Source organism: Grimontia kaedaensis, from assembly GCF_023746615.1.
Taxonomy (GTDB): Bacteria; Pseudomonadota; Gammaproteobacteria; order Enterobacterales; family Vibrionaceae; genus Enterovibrio; species Enterovibrio kaedaensis.
The window spans coordinates 2,519,620-2,541,476 of the sequence record NZ_CP082275.1; the positions used below are offsets into that span (position 1 = coordinate 2,519,620).

General features: G+C 47.8%; 17 protein-coding genes and 1 pseudogene. 8 read left to right on the plus strand and 10 right to left on the minus strand.

The features are described 5' to 3' along the window. Positions 1-446: 446 nt before the first annotated feature. The 6 genes and pseudogenes from ihfB to K6Q96_RS11510 form a co-directional block, all read right to left on the minus strand. Positions 447-728: an integration host factor subunit beta gene (gene ihfB / locus K6Q96_RS11485; RefSeq protein WP_002539244.1), complete on the minus strand. Its 282-nt coding sequence runs from the start codon at positions 726-728 to the stop codon at positions 447-449. A gap of 75 nt (positions 729-803) precedes the next feature. After that, positions 804-2,474, minus strand: coding sequence for a 30S ribosomal protein S1 (rpsA, locus tag K6Q96_RS11490; RefSeq protein ID WP_062660896.1), 1,671 nt, complete (start codon positions 2,472-2,474; stop codon positions 804-806). Between the two features lie 103 nt (positions 2,475-2,577). Further along, a complete protein-coding gene (gene cmk, locus K6Q96_RS11495) occupies positions 2,578-3,264 on the minus strand; it encodes a (d)CMP kinase (protein ID WP_251875851.1) in 687 nt (228 codons plus the stop codon). Positions 3,265-3,429: 165 nt separating this feature from the next. Further along, the gene (gene aroA / locus K6Q96_RS11500) at positions 3,430-4,713 is read right to left on the minus strand and encodes a 3-phosphoshikimate 1-carboxyvinyltransferase (protein WP_251875852.1); all 1,284 of its coding nucleotides are present in this window, start codon (positions 4,711-4,713) and stop codon (positions 3,430-3,432) included. Between the two features lie 103 nt (positions 4,714-4,816). Continuing rightward, positions 4,817-5,917 carry an ion channel gene (locus K6Q96_RS11505; RefSeq protein ID WP_251875853.1) on the minus strand — a complete coding sequence of 367 codons (1,101 nt, stop codon included), beginning with the start codon at positions 5,915-5,917 and terminating at the stop codon, positions 4,817-4,819. Between the two features lie 191 nt (positions 5,918-6,108). After that, positions 6,109-7,317, minus strand: a pseudogene (locus K6Q96_RS11510) (nucleobase:cation symporter-2 family protein); the annotation flags it as partial. Between the two features lie 110 nt (positions 7,318-7,427). Here K6Q96_RS11510 and K6Q96_RS11515 point away from each other — a divergent pair. Beyond that, positions 7,428-8,183, plus strand: coding sequence for an MBL fold metallo-hydrolase (locus K6Q96_RS11515; RefSeq protein WP_251879637.1), 756 nt, complete (start codon positions 7,428-7,430; stop codon positions 8,181-8,183). Between the two features lie 58 nt (positions 8,184-8,241). Here K6Q96_RS11515 and serC read toward each other — a convergent pair whose 3' ends face one another. Further along, the gene (gene serC / locus K6Q96_RS11520) at positions 8,242-9,324 is read right to left on the minus strand and encodes a 3-phosphoserine/phosphohydroxythreonine transaminase (protein WP_046304070.1); all 1,083 of its coding nucleotides are present in this window, start codon (positions 9,322-9,324) and stop codon (positions 8,242-8,244) included. Positions 9,325-9,579: 255 nt separating this feature from the next. Beyond that, positions 9,580-12,213, minus strand: coding sequence for a DNA topoisomerase (ATP-hydrolyzing) subunit A (gene gyrA, locus K6Q96_RS11525; protein ID WP_251875854.1), 2,634 nt, complete (start codon positions 12,211-12,213; stop codon positions 9,580-9,582). A 714-nt stretch (positions 12,214-12,927) separates the two neighbouring features. Between gyrA and ubiG the strand changes: the two genes are divergently transcribed. The 5 genes from ubiG to K6Q96_RS11550 all read left to right on the plus strand — a co-directional run bounded on the left by ubiG (position 12,928) and on the right by K6Q96_RS11550 (position 18,512). Further along, entirely contained in the window at positions 12,928-13,641 is a 714-nt protein-coding gene (gene ubiG / locus K6Q96_RS11530) for a bifunctional 2-polyprenyl-6-hydroxyphenol methylase/3-demethylubiquinol 3-O-methyltransferase UbiG (RefSeq protein ID WP_251875855.1), read from the plus strand. Between the two features lie 45 nt (positions 13,642-13,686). Further along, positions 13,687-14,343: an HAD family hydrolase gene (locus K6Q96_RS11535; protein WP_251875856.1), complete on the plus strand. Its 657-nt coding sequence runs from the start codon at positions 13,687-13,689 to the stop codon at positions 14,341-14,343. A gap of 401 nt (positions 14,344-14,744) precedes the next feature. Next, positions 14,745-17,024, plus strand: a complete 2,280-nt coding sequence (nrdA, locus tag K6Q96_RS11540; RefSeq protein WP_251875857.1) for a class 1a ribonucleoside-diphosphate reductase subunit alpha — start codon at positions 14,745-14,747, stop codon at positions 17,022-17,024. A gap of 67 nt (positions 17,025-17,091) precedes the next feature. Then, a complete protein-coding gene (gene nrdB, locus K6Q96_RS11545; RefSeq protein WP_251875858.1) occupies positions 17,092-18,225 on the plus strand; it encodes a class Ia ribonucleoside-diphosphate reductase subunit beta in 1,134 nt (377 codons plus the stop codon). Then, positions 18,222-18,512 carry a 2Fe-2S iron-sulfur cluster-binding protein gene (locus K6Q96_RS11550; protein WP_251875859.1) on the plus strand — a complete coding sequence of 97 codons (291 nt, stop codon included), beginning with the start codon at positions 18,222-18,224 and terminating at the stop codon, positions 18,510-18,512. Before nrdB ends, K6Q96_RS11550 begins: the two co-directional genes overlap by 4 nt. A gap of 61 nt (positions 18,513-18,573) precedes the next feature. On the opposite strand, the gene K6Q96_RS11555 is transcribed toward K6Q96_RS11550, so the two are convergent. Both K6Q96_RS11555 and K6Q96_RS11560 read right to left on the minus strand, forming a co-directional pair. After that, on the minus strand, positions 18,574-19,305 hold the full coding sequence (locus tag K6Q96_RS11555) for a DeoR/GlpR family DNA-binding transcription regulator (RefSeq protein ID WP_251875862.1): 732 nt from the start codon (positions 19,303-19,305) through the stop codon (positions 18,574-18,576). Between the two features lie 32 nt (positions 19,306-19,337). Then, a complete protein-coding gene (locus K6Q96_RS11560; RefSeq protein ID WP_251875864.1) occupies positions 19,338-20,048 on the minus strand; it encodes a glycerophosphodiester phosphodiesterase family protein in 711 nt (236 codons plus the stop codon). 274 nt (positions 20,049-20,322) lie between these two features. Between K6Q96_RS11560 and K6Q96_RS11565 the strand changes: the two genes are divergently transcribed. Both K6Q96_RS11565 and K6Q96_RS11570 read left to right on the plus strand, forming a co-directional pair. After that, the gene (locus K6Q96_RS11565; RefSeq protein WP_251875866.1) at positions 20,323-21,321 is read left to right on the plus strand and encodes a C4-dicarboxylate TRAP transporter substrate-binding protein; all 999 of its coding nucleotides are present in this window, start codon (positions 20,323-20,325) and stop codon (positions 21,319-21,321) included. A gap of 58 nt (positions 21,322-21,379) precedes the next feature. Then, positions 21,380-21,850, plus strand: coding sequence for a TRAP transporter small permease (locus K6Q96_RS11570; protein ID WP_002539218.1), 471 nt, complete (start codon positions 21,380-21,382; stop codon positions 21,848-21,850). The last annotated feature ends 7 nt before the right edge of the window (positions 21,851-21,857 follow it).

The following is a 21,857-nucleotide window of genomic DNA, read 5'->3' on the forward strand; positions in this document are numbered from 1 at the left end:
AACATGTTGCATCAAACACTTACCGGACTCTTATACCTAAATCCCCTCGGCAACTGCGATGCCCAGAAGAAGAGATTTGGGTATATACCTAAATAACCTGAAGATACAGGATTCAGCGAGTTTGACTGGCGTTGTGATCGCGGCGTTCCTTTGTAGGTGTAGTCACCTCCATCAAAAAGGAGCAACAAAGAGCACGGCGTCAGTCAATTCGCCCGAAGGGAGGCCATCAATGCGCTCACTTCTTCGTTAAATTCTGCGGAAATAGAATCACTATTCCTCGCCAAATTTGCCTTGAATTGAACGCATTGATGACCTCTGAATGCGCGCATCTTCAAGTTGTTTGGGTATATATGTGATTATGCAGCAATTTGGCTTGTCAGACCATTGCAATGGGCATAAAAAAAACGGCATACGAATAGCATGCCGTTTTTTTATTCGAAATCGAATCAGCTAATGTTGACTCGGTCGCGAAGCTCCTTGCCTGGTTTGAAATGAGGGACGTACTTGCCGTCGAGCTCAACCTTATCACCAGTTTTTGGATTGCGTCCAACACGAGGAGCGCGATAATGCAAAGAGAAACTACCAAAACCACGAATCTCGATTCTGTCGCCTTCCTCGAGTGTAGTGGCCATGTGTTCAAGGATTTCCTTGATGGCATCTTCTACCTGTTTGGCAGAAAGATGGGTTTGTTGACTACATAGTCTTTCGATCAACTCAGACTTGGTCATGATCACCCCGCTTTTAGTATGTTTCTCAACAGTATAACTGTAGAGGGAGAATTTTTCCCCCTCACTTTACATTAATTATTCGCTTTTCGCAGCTTTGAACGCGTCAGCCATTGCATTACCGAACGCGCCTTCTTCAGCTTTGTTCAGAGTTGCCATTGCTTCTTGCTCTTCAGCTTCGTCTTTCGCGCGAACAGACAGGTTGATTACGCGGTTCTTACGGTCAACACCAGTGAACTTCGCTTCAACTTCGTCGCCAACAGCCAGAACCAGAGTTGCATCTTCAACGCGGTCACGTGATGCTTCAGAAGCACGCAGGTAACCTTCAACGCCTTCGATCAGCTCAACGGTTGCGCCTTTAGCGTCAACTGCAGTTACTTTACCCTTAACAATCGCACCTTTCTTGTTGTCAGCAAGGTAGTTGTTGAATGGGTCTTCTTCCATCTGCTTGATGCCCAGAGAGATACGCTCACGCTCAGCATCTACTTGCAGAACAACTGCAGAGATCTCGTCGCCTTTCTTGAAGTCGCGAACTGCTTCTTCACCAGCAACATTCCAAGAAATGTCAGACAGGTGAACCAGACCGTCGATGCCGCCGTCCAGACCGATGAAGATACCGAAGTCAGTGATTGACTTGATCTTACCAGTTACGCGATCGCCTTTGTTTTGCATTTCTGCAAACGACTGCCATGGGTTAGCTTTACATTGCTTCAGACCCAGGCTGATGCGACGACGCTCTTCGTCGATGTCCAGAACCATAACTTCAACTTCGTCACCCACGTTAACAACTTTAGATGGGTGAATGTTTTTGTTGGTCCAGTCCATTTCAGAAACGTGTACCAGACCTTCAACGCCTTCTTCGATTTCAACGAAGCAGCCGTAGTCAGTCAGGTTGGTTACGCGACCAGTCAGTTTGTGACCTTCTGGGTAACGGTTAGCAATTGCTACCCATGGATCTTCACCCAGTTGCTTCAGACCCAGTGATACGCGAGTGCGGTCACGATCGAACTTCAGAACTTTAACCAGAATCTCGTCACCTACGTTAACGATTTCTGATGGGTGCTTAACGCGTTTCCAAGCCATGTCAGTGATGTGCAGCAGGCCGTCAACACCGCCCAGATCTACGAATGCACCGTAGTCGGTCAGGTTCTTAACGATACCTTTAACTTCCATGCCTTCTTGCAGAGAAGCCAGCAGTTCATCACGCTCAACGCTGTTTTCAGATTCGATAACTGCGCGACGAGAAACAACAACGTTGTTGCGCTTCTGGTCCAGCTTGATAACTTTGAACTCCAGCTCTTTGCCTTCAAGGTGAGCAGTATCACGTACTGGACGTACGTCAACCAGTGAACCTGGCAGGAACGCACGGATGCCGTTCAGCTCAACAGTGAAACCGCCTTTAACTTTACCGTTGATAACACCGATAACAGTTTCAGCTTCTTCGTAAGCTTTCTCCAGTTGGATCCAAGCTTCGTGGCGCTTCGCTTTTTCGCGAGACAGTTGAGTCTCACCGAAACCATCTTCAATCGCGTCCAGTGCTACGTCTACTTCAGCACCAACTTCGATTTCCAGCTCGCCAGCAGCGTTTTTGAACTGCTCAGCTGGGATAGAAGATTCAGATTTCAGGCCTGCGTCAACCAGAACGTAACCGTTCTCGATAGCTACTACAGTACCTTTAACGATCGCACCTGGGCGGGTTTCTAGCTCTTTAAGAGATTCTTCAAAGAGTGAAGCAAAAGATTCAGTCATTAATTTAATCTTCAATATTTAAACTACCACGGGTGTCCTACCACGTGGGGTTGATAGTAATGTCAGTCATCATCCTTGCGACCAACGGTTTAAACCCGCTGCTTCAAGAAGCAACGGTAAGTTTACTTTCAATATAGGACAATGCTTGCTCTAGCACCTGCTCAATGTTGAGAGAGGTCGAATCCAGAACTAAAGCATCATCTGCGGGACGCAATGGTGCAACTGCGCGGTTGCGGTCACGATCATCACGTTCCTGAATTTCGCTCAAAAGGCGGTCAAAGTTAACATCTAACCCCTTTAGTTGCAACTGATTCATGCGGCGCTGGGCGCGTTCTTCAGCGCTTGCATCCAAGAAGATTTTCACTTCCGCTTTAGGGAATACTACTGTGCCCATATCGCGGCCATCAGCCACTAATCCCGGAGCATCTGCAAACGCGCGCTGACGACGCAACAAAGCTTCACGAACGCGCGGCAATGCCGCGACTTTGGATGCCGCCATACCCGTTTCTTCTTTGCGCAGTTCGCTGGACACATCCTCGCCTTCGAGGATCACCTTCACCAACTCACCTTCCGCTTTAAACTGCACATCTAAATGGGCAGCTAATGGTACCAAAGCGTCTTCTGAATCAGGATCAACGCCATGGTGAATTGCTGCCAGCGCAAGCACACGATAGATGGCGCCTGAATCGAGCAAATGCCAGCCCAGCTTCTCCGCCAATAGCATGCAAAGGGTACCTTTTCCGGCACCGCTAGGGCCATCAACAGTAATTACGGGTGCATGGGTAGACATAGAATTCTCCAGATCGTTTTAAAATAGAGCAACTTAGTTGATGGATACTCACCAACTTACTGCGAATTACTCCATAGAATCGGTGGCGTATTATAGGGAAGTCTGGGCAAAAAAAACAGGCCAGCGAATCGCTGACCTGTTGTCTGTTACTGACAGTCTGTTCCTTTAGCTTTCCGACAGGGAAGCCAGTTTATCGAAGTAGTCTGGAAAGGTTTTAGAGGTACATTTCGGGTCATTGATGGTCACGGGCGTATCACTGAGCGCCACCAATGAGAAACACATCGCCATACGATGGTCATCGTAGGTATCAATCGCTGCATGTTGCAGGTTTGGTGTCGGTATAATAGTGATGTAATCTTCACCTTCTTCGACTTCCGCACCAACTTTACGCAATTCTGTGGCCATAGCCGACAGGCGATCCGTCTCTTTAACACGCCAGTTGTACACGTTACGGATAGAGGTAGTACCTTCCGCGAACAGCGCTGCTGTAGCGATGGTCATCGCTGCATCAGGGATATGATTGAAATCCAAATCGACGGCTTTCAATTCACCACGACGTGCAATCACATAATCATCGCCCCACTCTATTTCAGCGCCCATAGCAGCAAGTGCATCTGCAAATTTCACATCACCCTGAACGCTCTTTTTACCAATTCCCGTTACTTTTACTTCACCACCTTTGATTGCCGCAGCAGCCAAGAAGTAAGAGGCAGATGACGCATCACCTTCAACAAGGAAATCGCCTGGCGCGATGTATGATTGATTACCCTTAACATGGAAGGTCTGGTAATTGCTATTTGCGACTTCAACACCGAACTGCGCCATGATGTGCAAGGTGATATCAATGTAGGGCTTTGAAACCAAATCGCCTTTGATTCGAATATTGGTATCACCACTGAAAAGAGGAGCCGCCATCAAAAGCGCAGTCAGAAACTGACTCGAAATCGTACCGTCGATTTCTACGTCGCCACCTTTAATGTCATTACTGACAATTTTCAGCGGTGGGTAGTTTTCATTTTCCAGATAGGTCACGTCTGCACCGACTGTGCGCATCGCATCGATCAGGTGTCCAATTGGGCGCTCCTTCATACGAGGCTCACCCGTCAGTACATATTCACCTTCGCCAAGACAAAGCGCCGCCGCCAGCGGGCGCATCGCAGTGCCTGCATTACCTAGAAAAAGTTCGAGGGGTTCAGACGTTTTAAATGCGCCACCCAGACCTTCGACTTCACACTCGGTTTTATCGGCTGAAAGACGATAAGTCACCCCCAGCTTGCTCAGTGCATTGAGCATGTGGCGAATATCATCACTATCAAGCAGGTTGGTCAGGCGGGTTGTGCCTCTAGCCAACGCGGCAAGTAAAAGCGCGCGGTTAGAAACACTTTTAGAACCGGGAAGATTCACTTCACCGTTAATTTTAGAAATGGGTTGTAACGTCAACTGCTCCATCTGAACAAAATAAATCCTTAATTTTTCGTATCTCGAGAGTAACGAAAAAGCAGCGCCGGGGCTACCCTTTGCTGCTTTTAAACACCGATTAGTATCGTGGAGTTTAACGGGTCATTTTCTTAACGAAAACCACAACGAACAAAGCTATCGTAAAGCTTCCAGTGAATGCTTCTGATGCAGCGACTAACCGCGACATTCCTATTGGTATAAAGTCACCATAGCCGAGCGTTGTAAAGGTCACCACGCTATAATACAGACAATCAAAAAACGCCATCATATTGGCGTCAAAGGCTTGGGATTGTTGGAACCCGACATACTCCCCAGCAAACTGGATACCGGTGAAGAAGTAAATCATGGCGCACAGAAAAATTAGCGCTAGTGAGAAAAACACGACCCGAATAGGACTTTCTCCGTACCCACAGAAAAGATCAACGGTTTTCGACATCGCCCGCTGAGTGGAAAACAAGGGCATTTGATATCGTCGCATGGTCAGTTCTTTTTGAAGGAAATGCCCAGCCATGGTGAAAATGCCCTGCGCTTCTGAAGCTTTTCGTAGATCTCGATAAATCTCTTCAGACTGCTCATAAAGATCGAGAGCTTTTTCCATGTCACCCTTTTTCTCAGCGACCCGCCCTTCCACTTCTTGCTGCAAGGTGTCACCAATCTTAATGTTATCAATCTTGGTGTCTGTGAGCTTCACGCCCAACAGATTACAGTTTAGGAAGCTTGCACAATGGATGTTTGCATCATGCAAGTCTGCTTTCATCAAGCTGCCGTTATCAAACTTGGCGTTAAATAGGTGGGCATTAGTCATGTTCGAGCGGTAAAAATTAGCATAGCTAAGGTCGTGGCCGCCTCCCGGTCCATGCTTCACCAAATTCACATCAACGAGATTGGCGCGCTTACAAATAATACCTCTCAGCTGTCCACCACGCTTAGCATATTCCTCAAGCTTCTCTTTTACACCTGGTTGGTCTTTTGGGGTATTTTCATCATGCCAGAAACAAAAGCCCGACTCTCCTGCGGGTTCATGACAACAATGCGCCTCCCCTTCGGAATCCTGATATTGGCATGTCATGACTTCTTGCTCTGGGTTATCAGTTAACTGGCTGTTGTAACTTTCCTTTTCACTTCCCTGCGTACCTTCTAATTGGGACTTCATGTCTGCACCTTTCAGGTCAAGTGATTCAGAACGATTAGACATAACTGCACCTCCACTTTCTCAGTATAGAAACAAGCCAGAAAAAACAAGAAAACGATATGAGGTCAAAGATTGGAGATTGGAGATTGGAGATTGGAGATTGGAGATTGGAGATTGGAGATTGGAGAAAAGGGTAGCGGCGAGATGCATCACCACCACTACCCTTCTAGCAAAGTGCGTTAAATTTCTTTTGGCTAACTGTCCGGTTGCAACACCAAATTCAGGATAATCGCCGTCAAACCACCTGCCGCCATGCCCGATGAGAGAATGTTTTTAATCCACTCAGGCATAAACTGAAGGATTTCTGGCTTCTGAGCGATACCTAATCCCATTGAGAATGAAAGCGCCATAATGAGAATCGCGCGACGGTTTAGCTCACAGCGGGAAGTGATACGGATACCCGAGGCCGCAATGGTACCGAACATCACAATGGTTGCGCCGCCGAGTACAGGTTCCGGAATGAGCTGAACCAGCGTTGTGACCCCTGGCAAAAGACCCAAAATCACCAGCATACCCGCAACGAAGTAACCGATATAACGGCTTACAACGCCTGTTAACTGGATAATGCCATTGTTCTGGCTAAACGTAGAGTTAGGGAAACTGTTCAATATAGCCGCCAATGCAGAGTTCACACCATCCGCCAATACGCCGCCTTTGATTTGTTTCATGTAAATCGGCCCTGACACGGGCTGCTCCGATGTTTCCGAAGTCGCCGTAATATCACCTATCGCCTCAAGAGAGGCCACCCAAAAGACGATGATGAGAGGAATAAGTAGCGCAAAGTCGAATGAGATGCCGTACTGCATCGGCTGTGGGATGGCAAAGAAGGCGACATCTTCTGTTGGCGCGCTGTTCACCATACCCAAGGCATAGGCGATGATTGTGCCGACTGTCATCGCTATCACAATCGACGATACACGCAGATAAGAATTATCGATACGATTCAAAAAGACGATCACAGCCAGTACTGAACCAGCCAGCAACAGATTTTTCAAATCACCCAAGGTGCCATTTTCTATCGCGGCATAACCGCCACCCATTGAGGTTAAGCCTACCTGAATTAGCGTCAAGCCAATCAAGGTAACGGCGATACCGGATGCTAGCGGAGTAATAATACGCTGCGCATGCTCCAGCACACGGGAAAGAAAAACTTCAGTCAGGGAAGCGACCATAATGGTACCGAAGATCGCTGCCATCATGGTTTCCGTTGACGTACCGCCTACCTTCATCGCCAAACCAGCGCCAATAATTGGCCCCAAAAAGTTAAAACTGGTGCCTTGAATGGAAAATAGCCCCGATCCCAACGGACCGAATGTACGGATCTGGATAAACGAGGCAATACCTGAAGCAAACAGTGACATGCTCACGATGGTGTTAGTGTCACTCGTAGGAAGCACAAGTGCCTACGCTTTGTTCTGATTTAACACTTCAACTACAAATAGGCAGAAAAGTTGATACAAACGGGTATACTCTCACTGGTCAGATGAGAGAGGAGCCCCACGTGTCGACACTGATCAAACTGCACCAGTTAGACGGGTACATTCAATCCATTTACCTTGCGGAGCATCATCATGGACTCTTACTTTTGGATGGGTGCAGCCGGGCTGACGTTGATAAAGTTTGCCATTTCATCACAGAAGATCTGAACCGCCCTTTAAACGATCTGAAGTTGGTCGTCGTCACTCACATGCACCCCGACCACGCGGGTGGTGCAGTAAAGCTTCGAGAGTTATCGGGCTGTCAGGTAGCAACAGCCAACGTCCCAGGCGATTGGTATCACGGGCTTGACGGCATGCTGATGCACTGGAGCGACTTGCTTTTGGCAAAGTGGGTAGCCAAACGAAAAGGCCAGCCGGCACAAAACATTTGGTACAACAGAAAGCTGAAAGCAGATGTGTTGTTGAATGATGAAAATCCACTGCCAGGCTTTACGGAATGGAAAGCGCTTTTTACCCAGGGGCATACCGATCGCGATTTGTCTCTCTACCATGAACCGACGCACCGTGTTTACGTGGCCGACTTAATGGTCACAGTCAAGGGACATTACATCCCGCCTTTTCCGGTTTTCTACCCTAATCGCTACAAAGCGTCGGTCGATAAAATCGTACAACTAAAGCCTCGAGGCGTCTGGCTTGCCCATGGCGGTGAAATTGAATTGACGGAAGAAATTATCGCTCATTTGAGAGCGCGCTCACCGAACCGCCCGATCACCCATTGGCGCTCGGTGAAAGCCAAAGTCAGGCGTGCAATTTTCAAAAAAGTGGCATAAAAAAACCGCCAGTTACCGGCGGCTTTTAGAAAGCAGTGGTTAGCGCAAACTTGGCTTATTACGCGTTTTTGGCTTCGAAGTCTTTCATAAAGGCAACCAGTGCCTGAACACCTTCCAAAGACATCGCATTGTAGATAGATGCACGCATACCACCCACATCACGGTGGCCTTTCAGCGCTTTCAGACCAAGCGCATCTGATTCAGCCAGGAATTTCGCATCCAGCTCAGGATTCACCAACTGGAAAGGCACGTTCATCAGAGAGCGGTTGTCGGTATGGATGTTGTTCACGTAGAAGTCAGAACCATCAATGAAGTCGTAAAGCAACGCGGCTTTCTCTTCATTTTTCTTCTGCATGGCTTCCACACCGCCCTGCTCTTTCAGCCATTTATAAACTTCACCCGCCAAATACCAACCAAATGTCGGTGGCGTATTGAACATAGACTCTTTGTCTACCAACGTGGTGTAGTTCAATACATTCGGCAGGAAATCCTTGGCTTTGCCCAGCAGATCGTCGCGAACAATCACCAACGTGATGCCAGCAGGACCGATGTTTTTCTGCGCACCCGCGTAAATCACTCCGTACTTAGACACATCGATAGGACGAGACAGAATCGTTGAGGACATATCTGCCACGATTGGCTTGTCTGTTTCTGGCAAATCCCGGATTTCAATCCCGTCGATGGTTTCGTTTGGACAGAAGTGAACAAATGCAGCATCGTTGCTCAGCTTCCAGTCTTTCGCAGGCAAGATCGCGCGTTTGCCATCGATTTCCGTTTTTACTGTTACCACGTTAGGTGTGCAGTATTTTTTGGCTTCTTTTACTGCACTTGCTGCCCAGTAGCCGCCGTCTACATAGTCAGCAATGGTGTTGCTGCCCAAAAGGTTCATTGGCACTGCAGCAAACTGCGCACGGGCACCACCTTGTGCGTATAGAACGTGGTAGTTATCAGGAATAGACAGCAGTTCACGGAGGTTTTTCTCGGCGTCATCAACAACAGCCAGAAATTCCTTACTGCGGTGGGAAATCTCCATGACGGAAGTACCCAAGCCGTTCCAGTTAGTCAGTTCACCCTGTACTTTTTCCAGAACCGCTTCCGGCAACATCGCCGGGCCAGCAGAGAAGTTATATACCTTTTCCATGATTTTTGAATGCTCCTGCATTAAATCGCTTATTTATGGCTTTCTAATTTTGTCACTGAGGAAATTCATTCCCGACAACGCCCGCAAATGGGGGCAGTGAGAAGCCGTGATGAATTGTTGTTCGTTTTGTTTTATCACCTTTCGCAAGCGATTGGAACGGAAAGTGTTGATCTAATGACGACACAATTAAAAAGGGAATAAAAAAAACGCAGCGAATGCTGCGTTTTTTTCAGATTGATGAATACAGGCCAGGAATTACTCCTCGGTCGCTTCTCCATCTGTTGAGTCTTCTGCTGGTGCTTCGGCAGTTGGTTGCGCTTCTGCGTCAACTTCACCGTCTTCATCCAATGGCAGCAACTCTTCATCAGGCTCATCGATGCGCTGAAGACCAACCACTTTTTCGTCTTCAGAGGTACGGATTAGCGTCACACCCTGGGTGTTACGGCCAACCTGGCTGACTTCTGCCACACGGGTACGTACCAGCGTACCTGCGTTGGTGATCATCATGAACTCATCACCGGTTTCAGCCTGAACAGCACCAACTACACAGCCGTTACGCTCAGAAACCTTGATAGATACAACACCCTGAGTTGCACGGCTCTTCGCTGGGTACTCAGCAAGCTCTGTACGTTTACCGTAACCGTTTTCAGTTACCGTCAGAACGTCACCGTCATTGTGAGGGACAATCAGAGAAACAACTTTGTCGCCCTCTGCCAGTTTGATACCGCGAACACCAGCTGCGGTGCGGCCCATGCCACGAACCTGGCCTTCGTTGAAGCGGACAACTTTACCAGACTTCGAGAACAGCATGATGTGGTTATCGCCAGTAGTGATATCAACACCAATCAGAGAGTCGTTTTCACGAAGATTCACTGCGATGATACCTGCGCTACGAGGACGGCTGAAATCAGTCAGCGGCGTCTTCTTCACAGTACCGTCACCGGTTGCCATGAAGACGAACTTGTCTTCTTCGTACTCTTTAACAGGAAGGATCGCAGTGATGCGCTCATCCTGCTCTAGAGGTAGGAGGTTGACAATTGGCTTACCACGAGCAGTACGTGATGCTAGAGGTAATTGGTACACCTTCAGCCAGTACATACGGCCACGGCTTGAGAAACACAGAATAGTATCGTGTGTATTTGCCACCAGAAGACGCTCAATGTAGTCTTCTTCTTTCATGCGAGTCGCTGACTTACCTTTACCACCACGACGCTGCGCTTCGTAGTCAGTCAGAGGCTGATACTTCACGTAACCTTCGTGCGACAGGGTCACAACAACATCTTCCTGATTGATCAGATCTTCGATGTCGATGTCGGCACTTGCAGCTGTGATTTCAGTGCGGCGCTCATCGCCGAAACCATCACGAACAGCAGTCAGCTCTTCGGTGATCACTTCCATCAGGCGCTCAGGGCTGGACAGAATGAACATCAGCTCGCCGATCAGTGCCAGCAGCTCTTTATATTCATCCAGGATCTTCTCGTGTTCGAGACCTGTCAGTTTGTGCAGGCGCAGATCCAAGATAGCTTGCGCTTGTTGTTCAGTCAGGTAGTACTTACCGTCACGAACACCGAACTCGTCTTCCAGCCACTCAGGACGCGCAGCATCAACACCGGTTGCTTCCAGCATTGCGGCGACAGTACCCAATTCCCAGCCACGGTTTTGCAGCTCTTCGCGCGCAATCGCAGGGGTTTGTGCATTACGGATCATCTCGATGATTTCATCGATATTCGCCAGTGCAATCGCCAAACCTTCAAGGATATGGGCACGGTCGCGTGCTTTACGTAGTTCGAAAATAGTACGACGTGTCACCACTTCGCGGCGGTGATTCACGAAGCACTTCAGCATATCTTTCAGGCCAAACAGGCGTGGCTGGTTGTTATCCAGCGCAACCATGTTGATACCAAAAGAGGTTTGAAGCTGAGTTTGTGCGTACAGGTTGTTGAGGATAACCTCACCTACCGCATCACGCTTACATTCGATAACAATGCGCATACCGTCTTTGTCAGACTCATCACGCAGTGCACTGATGCCTTCAATCTTCTTATCTTTAACCAGCTCGGCGATCTTCTCGATCAAACGCGCTTTATTCACCTGATAAGGGATTTCGGTAACGATGATGGTTTCTTTACCGTTCTTCTCGACTTCAATATCTGCTTTCGAACGCAGATAGATCTTGCCACGACCAGTGCGGTAAGCATCTTCAATGCCTTTACGGCCATTGATCATTGCAGCAGTTGGGAAGTCTGGGCCTGGAATGTGAGTCATCAACTCTTCAATCGTGATGTCTTCATTCTCAATGTACGCCAAACAACCGTTAATAACTTCTGTCAGGTTATGCGGAGGAATATTGGTCGCCATACCTACGGCGATACCGGAAGCACCGTTCACCAGAAGGTTAGGAATACGGGTAGGCATTACCTCTGGGATCTGTTCAGTACCGTCGTAGTTAGGAACGTAATCGACAGTTTCTTTATCCAGATCAGCCAACAGTTCGTGGGCGATTTTCGCCATGCGAACTTCGGTGTAACGCATTGCTGCCGCTGAGTCGCCGTCAATCGAACCGAAGTTACCCTGGCCATCGACCAGCATGTAACGCAGTGAGAACGGCTGAGCCATACGAACAATGGTGTCGTAAACAGCGCTGTCACCGTGTGGGTGGTATTTACCGATCACATCGCCAACAACACGCGCAGATTTTTTATATGCTTTGTTCCAGTCATTGCCCAGTACATTCATCGCGAAAAGAACGCGGCGGTGTACAGGCTTCAGGCCATCACGCACATCTGGAAGAGCACGACCCACGATAACTGACATCGCGTAGTCGAGGTATGAGCTTTTCAGCTCCTCTTCAATGTTGACGGGCGTGATCTCTTTAGCAAGATCGCTCATGGAGCCAATATCCCTCAGGTAAGTATGTCAAAAATGACTACGTGCAAGACAGGTGAGAATACCATAAAAGCGGGCAAAGAGTCACAGCCTAAACCCGAGATAAATCACGAATTACTCTTATTTTGGCGCTCTAACGCACGACAGGGCCAAAAAACGCTCAATGACAGGGTGGAACCAGCAAAATTTGCCAAAAAGGCTTAGAAGCGCTCAGGCGTCTTTTTTCATATCCAAAGCCGGCTAAATCGCCATTCAGCAGAGAAAACCACCTACTTCACGGATCCGGACGTAATAAAGGATGGAAAAGTACAATGGGAACCTGCTCTCAATATCCCTTGTTTCTGTAGGTAAAATACCCATGACACAGCAAAGTGGCGTTAAGAAAAATCGGGGGCGCGCTATGTTACATCAAGCAATCAATGCGGTGGGTATGGCAATCATTGTTGGAAAATACACTTTGTTAGGGCTTCTGGCTGCTGTTGCCGTTACCAATGCCGCTTAACTTTTATCCAACACGATAACCATCTACTTTTCCAATCTCGCCGGGGGTCTGCCCCCGGCTCTGTGATCTCCTCGCTCAATCTATAACTATCCGTCAACCGTAGTAACATTCAAATCTTAAAGACTTCAACCTTGTTGTATTGAGCAATGAATCTTCCACCTGCAATGGCAATCAAAACGGGTATAATGGAAAAAAATTTTAGGGATAAGATGTAGATGACAACCCAACTCAACGTCGATCCGGCGGAAATTCAAAAATTCGAAGACATGGCTTCCCGTTGGTGGGATCTGGAAGGCGAGTTCAAGCCTTTACACCTAATCAATCCCCTTCGCCTCAACTATGTGATTGAGAAAAGCGACGGGATTTTTGGTAAGAAAGTACTCGATGTTGGTTGTGGTGGCGGTATCTTAGCAGAAAGCATGGCACGAGAAGGTGCCGATGTAACCGGCCTCGATATGGGCAAAGAGCCACTAACGGTGGCACGTTTGCACGCGCTAGAAACAGGCACGATAGTCTCTTACGTACAATCTACTGCCGAAGAACATGCTGAAGCACATCAGGGCCATTACGATGTGGTGACTTGCATGGAAATGCTGGAACACGTTCCTGATCCGGCTTCTGTGATTGCTTCCTGTGCGAAGATGGTAAAACCGGGCGGTCACGTATTCTTCTCTACCCTAAACCGCAACACTAAATCCTGGTTGTTTGCGATTGTCGGTGCAGAGCATGTGATGAAGATTGTGCCTAAAGGCACGCATGACCATAACAAGTTCATTCGCCCTTCTGAATTACTGAAGATGATTGACTACACGCCGCTTCAGGAACAGCACATGACAGGGTTGCATTACAACCCACTGACGGATCGATACTGGCTGTCACCACGTAATGTGGACGTGAACTACATCGTACATACTCAAAGCCCGGAATAATCCGGGCTTTATTTTGCAGCACTAAAACCTGAACAAGGAACATTAATGAAAGGAAGCGTAGAAGCAGTTCTGTTTGATTTGGATGGCACCTTACTGGATACCGCGCCGGATATGGCCAATGCCGCAAACTGTGTTTTAAGAGATCATGGGCTCCCTCCTCTTTCTGAAAGCCAAATTCAGGCCAATACCAGCCATGGTGCCAGAGGGCTACTTCGCACAGGCTTTGGCGATGCGCTGCAAGGAAAAGACCTCGACCAACTGCGACTTTCCTTCCTCGAGCACTACGCAGAAAACATTTGCACCACAACCACACTATATAGTGGTGTCATCGAATTGCTTGAACAACTCACCGAACGGCAGATCCCCTGGGGTATTGTGACAAACAAGCCGGGATTTCTTACTGGAATGCTCCTTCCCTACTTCCCTTTGCTCTTACAGGCCAGAACCATAGTCTGTGCCGATACTACACCACATGCAAAGCCACACCCTGCGCCGCTGCTCCACGGCGCTTCGATTCTGACTATTAAGCCAGAACAATGCCTATATGTTGGGGATATACAGAATGACATTGTGGCTGCCAAAGCCGCCAACATGATGTCTGCGGTGGCGTCATGGGGGTATATCGGCGAAACCGATCGACCAACCGAATGGGAGGCCGATCAGATTTTTAATAAACCTGTAGAGATTCTGTCATTATTCTGATCCCAATCACACTGGCCCAGAACAGAAAATAACCACTATTCAGACGCTTAACGGGATGCACCGAAAGCGTCATCAGGCAAGCAGAATATTTTTTTTTATTTGATTTCGTACCGTAAAAAACGTTGATTTTTTCTATACCATTGCCTTACTTGGTATAAAACAGTGAGTGAGCACTAACATAACAATTCCCATCCCCAAGATATCCACAGACACCTGTCTCAGCGGGAACTTGCATTATCTCCCCCTCACCACTATCTTGTTACTCAAGACGAGCGTAGACCCCATATATAGTGTTTTAGTGACTACGCCATAAGTTTTATATTGATCACAAATCATCCTTGCAATTTGTGAAATTTTACAAAAACAGCTCTTCAGGCAAGGAAATACCGGGAACAAGATAAATGAACCAACAAATTACCGTCCAAAAGCGCAGTGGTGTTAAGGAAAATATAGATCTCGACAAAATCCACCGCGTCATCACCTGGGCCGCTGAAGGCCTCGACAATGTCTCTGTATCACAAGTCGAACTCCGTTCTCACATTCAATTTTACGACGGTATCAAAACTGAAGACATCCATGAAACCATCATCAAAGCTGCTGCAGATCTGATCTCTGAAGAGACCCCAGACTACCAGTATCTGGCAGCTCGCTTAGCGGTTTTCCACTTGCGTAAGAAGGCTTACGGCCAATTCGAGCCACCAACACTTTTTAATCATGTCAGCAAAATGGTTGATATGGGCAAGTATGATAAGCACCTACTAGAAGACTACACTGCCGAAGAATTGAACATTCTTGACAGCTACATTGATCACTGGCGCGATATGAACTTTTCATATGCCGCAGTGAAACAGCTGGAAGGTAAATATTTGGTACAAAACCGTGTTACTGGTGAAATCTACGAAAGTGCACAGTTTTTGTACATTATGGTTGCAGCATGTCTGTTTGCCAACTACCCGAAAGAGACCCGTCTCGACTACATCCGTCGCTTCTATGACGCGGTATCTCTGTTCAAGATTTCTCTGCCAACACCAATCATGTCTGGTGTACGCACACCAACCCGTCAATTCAGCTCTTGCGTACTGATCGAGTGTGATGACAGCTTGGATTCCATCAACGCAACGGCGAGTGCAATTGTTCGCTACGTGAGTCAGCGTGCAGGTATTGGTATCAACGCTGGTCGCATCCGTGCCCTGGGTAGCCCAATACGCGGAGGCGAGGCTTTCCATACCGGTTGTATTCCTTTCTACAAATACTTCCAGACAGCTGTTAAGTGTTGTTCACAAGGTGGTGTACGTGGTGGTGCAGCGACCCTGTTCTACCCAATGTGGCACCGTGAAGTAGAAAGTCTGCTGGTTTTGAAAAATAACCGCGGTGTTGAAGAAAACCGTGTTCGTCACATGGATTACGGCGTTCAAATTAACAAGCTGATGTACACCCGCCTGATCAAAGGCGAGAGCATTTCACTGTTCTCACCATCAGATGTACCTGGACTGTACGACGCGTTCTTTGCAGACCAAGAAGAATTTGAGCGTCTGTACGTTCAGTACGAGAACGACCCATCCATCAAGCGTGAAACCCGCAAAGCGGTCGAACTTTTCTCGCTGATGATGCAAGAGCGTGCCTCAACGGGTCGTATCTACATTCAGAACGTGGACCACTGTAATACTCACAGCCCGTTTGACCCTCAGGTTGCGCCGATCCGTCAGTCTAATCTGTGTCTGGAAATCGCGCTGCCAACTAAGCCTCTGACCAACGTTGAAGACGATCAGGGCGAAATTGCACTATGTACTCTTTCTGCATTCAACTTGGGTGCGATTAAAGAACTGGACGAGCTGGAAGAACTGGCTGACCTGACTATCCGTGCTCTGGACTCACTGCTGGATTATCAGGATTACCCGCTGCCAGCAGCACGTAAAGCGACCATGAACCGCCGTACACTGGGTGTAGGCGTGATCAACTTTGCTTACTATCTTGCGAAAAACGGCGTGCGTTACTCAGACGGCAGCGCAAACGGCCTGACCCACCGTACGTTCGAAGCGATTCAGTACTACCTGTTGAAAGCGTCTGTTGGCCTGGCGAAAGAGCAAGGCGCATGTCCTTCGTTTAACGAAACTAACTACGCGAAAGGCTTGCTGCCAATCGACACTTACAAGCGTGATTTGGATGCGATTTGTGACGAGCCACTGCACTTTGATTGGGATGCATTGCGCGCAGAGATCATGGAGCATGGTCTGCGTAATTCAACGCTTTCTGCACTGATGCCTTCAGAGACTTCTTCGCAAATCTCTAACGCAACCAATGGGATCGAACCACCGCGAGGCTTCGTATCAATTAAAGCGTCTAAGGATGGCATCTTGAAGCAGGTCGTTCCTGAGTACGACAAATACAAAGACAACTACGAGTTGCTTTGGAACATCGAGTCAAACGACGGTTACTTGCAACTGGTTGGTCTGATGCAGAAGTTCGTGGACCAAGCAATCTCTGCCAACACGAACTACGACCCAAGCAAACAGGCAGGTGGCAAGGTACCAATGAAGCTGCTTCTTAAAGATCTGCTTTCTGCCTATAAGTTGGGTGTTAAAACCCTGTACTATCACAACACCCGTGACGGTGCAGACGATGCGCAGAAAGATCTCGCAGCACAAGATGATGATTGCGCAGGCGGCGCTTGCAAAATCTAAGTACAGAATTTGGAGGGAGCATTGGCTCCCTCTTTGAAGTTTCAACCTGATTGGTAAATTTACGGCAATGGCTTACAGCACTTTTTCTAAAGAAAACAATAACGCACTCAAAGAACCAATGTTCTTTGGTCAGCCGGTTAACGTTGCTCGCTACGACCAGCAAAAATATGAAATTTTCGAGAAGCTGATTGAGAAGCAGCTTTCTTTCTTCTGGCGCCCCGAAGAAGTCGATGTCTCCAGTGACCGCATCGACTACAACAAGCTACCAGAGCATGAGAAACATATCTTCATCAGCAACCTGAAATACCAAACGCTGCTGGATTCAATCCAAGGCCGCAGCCCGAATGTGGCACTGTTGCCGCTGGTTTCTATTCCAGAACTGGAAACCTGGATTGAGACCTGGTCTTTCTCAGAGACCATTCACTCGCGCTCTTACACTCACATTATCCGTAACATCGTGACCAATCCGGCACTGGTGTTTGATGACATTGTGGTGAACGAGCACATCATCAAGCGAGCGAATGACATTGCGGGTTACTACGATGACCTGATTAAGGCCACCAGCGATTACCATCGTTTAGGCGAAGGCGAACACACGGTTAACGGCGAAACCGTTGTCGTGTCTCTGCGCGAGCTGAAGAAAAAGCTCTATGTTTGTCTGATGTCTGTTAACGCGCTGGAAGCCATTCGTTTCTACGTAAGCTTTGCCTGTTCATTTGCGTTTGCTGAGCGTGAGCTGATGGAAGGTAACGCAAAGATCATTAAGCTGATTGCCCGCGATGAAGCCCTTCACCTGACTAGTACCCAGCATATGCTGAATATTCTGCGTTCCGGTGAAGACGATCCAGAGATGGCCGAGATCGCTAAAGAGTGTGAGCAAACTTGTTTTGACCTGTTCAAAGATGCGGCTGAGCAAGAAAAAGAGTGGGCAGAATACCTATTCAAAGACGGCTCAATGATTGGTCTGAACAAAGACATTCTGTGCCAGTACGTGGAATACATTACGAATCTGCGTATGGCAGCTGTTGGCCTCAAACCTGCGTACCAAGGCGCGAGCCAGAACCCTATTCCTTGGATCAATGCTTGGTTGTCTTCTGACAACGTTCAGGTTGCTCCACAGGAAGCAGAAATCAGTTCGTACTTGGTTGGCCAAATAGACAACGACGTTGATATCGACGATCTGGGTGATTTCGAACTATGAGCCGAATCGCTATTACAGTGAACGGACAAACGCTGGTGGGCAACACCCATCAGCCTCTGCTCGAGCAACTCGAGCAAGCAGGTCTGCAGCCAGAATTCCAATGCAGGAATGGTGTTTGTGGAGCCTGTCGCTGCAAGTTAGATAAAGGCAATGTTGCTCAGGGAGACGCGATGGCATACCTTGCCGTCGGTGAGATCCTGACGTGCCGCTCGACCCCCAGTGAAGATGTTTCATTGGAATTCGATTACCAAGTTTCTTTTGTAGCAAAAAAAGCCGCGAACCTCTGACTCGGTCGCGGCCTCCTTTTCCTCTGACAGTCAAACCACCTGAATATCTACCTCGCGGAGGCTATTTCACCTCACACACAGCAATATCTGAAGGCAGTGAATCTTGGTTTGTATATACCTTAGTGAAATCAGACAACCTTGCTACCTTAGATGACGCAAACCTGCCCCATTTACTGGCATCTGCCAATAGCCAAGTTTCCCTAGAATTCGCAATAATGGCTTTAGATATTTCTGCCTCGATGGGCTCATGCTCCATAGCAAAATGACTTCCGGTGACCGACCCGCAACCGACAATGCCGATGTCAGCTTCGAAATCTTCAAAGAACCTCAAAACACTTTGCCCAACCACATCCTGATGCTGGCTTCTCACTAACCCACCTGCTAAAAAAACATCCACATTGGGGCTTCCCTGAAGCACCTTCTCGACCTCAAGGTTGTTTGTCACAATACGCAGTTTCTCGTATTGCGCAAAACATTGCGCAATGTAAGCCATAGACGTGCCTATTCCCAAGAACACGGTAGAGCCTTCAGGAATATGGCTTACTAGCTTCTTCGCCAGTCTTTGTTTTATCTCGGACTCAAGTTGAAAACGAAACTGATAGGTTGTATTTGTCAGAATAGCCGGGAGGCTGACTCCTCCATGAACCCTACGCGCCAACCCCTGCTCAGAAAGGCAGTTCACATCGCGCCGGATAGTTTGGGTGGTGATTGAGAACATCTCTGCCAGTTCTTCAATCTGCACATTCCCATTGGCTTTTAGATAATCGAGGATTTGTCTTTGTCTAGGTGTCATAGAAGTCGTCCCCACTATCATCAAAAGTCCATTTATGGCGAAAATATCTCTGGGTCATCCGTAATGATGTGAGTGACCCCTTTATTGAGAAAGTCTTGCACCCTTCCAGCATCATTTAAGGTCCATATATTTAGCTGGTAGCCCTTTTGAGTAATGGCCTCTGCCAATTCGCCCGTCAGAGTACGTTGGTCACAATGAATGCTGAATAGCTCTAAGTCCTCAATGTCACAAAGAAAGTCTGGTGAACTTTGGTCTGTGATAAGTCCCACCCGATAGTCCGGCAGCATCTCGGCACAACACTTTATAGCCGCCAAGGAAAAGCTTGATAGTAAAAGCTGATCTAAAGGGAACTGGGTTTCCTTCACTACCTCTGCAACCTTTTCAACCAACAAGACTACATCTGTCTCGTCGTAACACTTTATCTCGAGATTGACGCCCATCCCTCTTTTTGCACAGAGTGTAAGCGTCTGGTGTAACGTTGGAATGCATTCATCACGGAACTGTTCGTTGAACCATGCGCCCGCATCTAACAACGTCAGTTGCTCAAGCGAGAAGCTATCCAATCGACCTTTTCCGTCTGTACATCTGTCGACTGTTTCATCGTGAAACAATACCGGCACATCGTCAGAGGTAAGCTGGGTGTCCAATTCTACCCAATCAAGGCCACTGTCCGCTGCCGCATTGATCCCAGCTAAGGTATTTTCGGGTGCGATGGCTGCCACACCTCGATGACCAATTATCATTTTTCCTTCCATAAAATGTTCATTTGAAATTATAAGTACTCACACGCCACAAAACCAAGAATGCACAGCGTATACCTGCAGACTCAAGCTAACAAAAAGCGAGCTGTTAACATGATCACAACATTCGAACGAACATATAGATGTTCATTTGAAACATTCTCGTAATACCGTATCGTTATTCGAGCGACCTCACAATAATTACAGAAACGCTATTACATTAAGCCAAAGTGCACTTGGTAAAAAATGGACCTCACTAAGAACTAAAGGCAACAGAATGAAAAAATTACTCCTTGGAACTGTACTTTCCCTATCAGCGATCTTCGGCATGGCCTCGAATGCCCTAGCTGCAGATAAAGTGAACATCAACATGAGCCTTGTGTTTCAGCAAAATGAACTGCTGACACAAGAACTGATTAAAGTCGCAAACAAGATTCGTGAACGTACAGACGGCAGCGTTAATATCAAAGTCTTCCCTGGCGGTCAGCTTCCTGTTTACAAAGACAACCTTGAGCAGGTTGTAAACGGTGCGAACTGGATTGCGGTAGAAGATCTGAGCTACCTCGGTGACTATGTGCCAGATTTCGCAGCGCTGGCTGGCCCCATGCTTTACAACAATTACGATGAATATCTCGCGCTGATGAAATCAGATTACGTAGCCGATCTGACTGCACAGGTTGAGAAGAAAGGTATCAAGGTACTGAATGCCGATTACATCTTTGGCTTCCGTCATATGATCACCAATAAAGAGATCAAAACACCGGAAGACATGAAAGGCATGCGTATCCGTGTTCCTGGTAGCCAACTGTTTATCAGCACACTGCAATCAATGGGTGCGGCACCTGCGGCTCTCCCATTCCCAGAAACTTATGCCGGTGTTCAGCAGGGTGTTGTAGATGGTTTGGAAGGCTCAATCCTGACCATGTACTCAACAAAAATCTATGAAGTTGCTAAAAACATGTCTAAGACAGGCCACTTCCTAGGCACCGTTGGTCTTTATATCTCGCCAAGCGTTTGGGATAAGCTTTCTGAAGAACAGCAAAACATCGTGGTGGAAGAGATCGTTGCCGGTGCGGAATCTAACACTGAGCAACTGATTAAGCTTGACGAAGAGTACACTCAGAAGCTGAAAGAACAAGGCGTGACTTTCAACGATGTTGACACGGCTGCGTTCAACAAGCTGACCGCGGAAGTTTACAACCAGTTCCCTACCTGGAGCGAAGGCGTTCACGCGACCATTAACGCGGAGCTGGAGAAAATCCGCGCATCAAAATAAACACCTTTTAACGCCCCGCTTGCTCTAGTGGGGCGTTTTTCTATGTGTTGGAGTTGTAATGCGATTTATATACAACTTAGAGGAAATCCTTGCCTCTATAGCGATTTCTATCACTGTTCTGGTAGTCATCATCAACGTTTTCTTACGCTACGGTCTCGGCTTCGTCGTGCCATGGAGTGAAGAGCTTTCCGTGATTTGCTTTACCTGGGCGGTCTACTTTGGGATCAGCTCTTGCTACAAGCACAAGCTGCACATGGGCGTTGATGTCATTCTGAGTTTTATCCCTGCGTCAGGGCAGCGATATTTTCGCTTGATGATCTCTTTCTTTCTCTTGGCGCTTAACATTCTCATGGCTTACCTGAGCTTCAACTACACCATGCTCTCAACGAAAGTGACCCCCGTCATGGGCATGTCATATTTCACCATCAACGGGGTGTTGGTTGTGTGTTTTTCATTAATGGCGATTCATACGGTTCGGTTCATCCTCGACGACCTCAAGCCATCTGAACCTTCTAACGAAGCGCAGTAGGTGAATG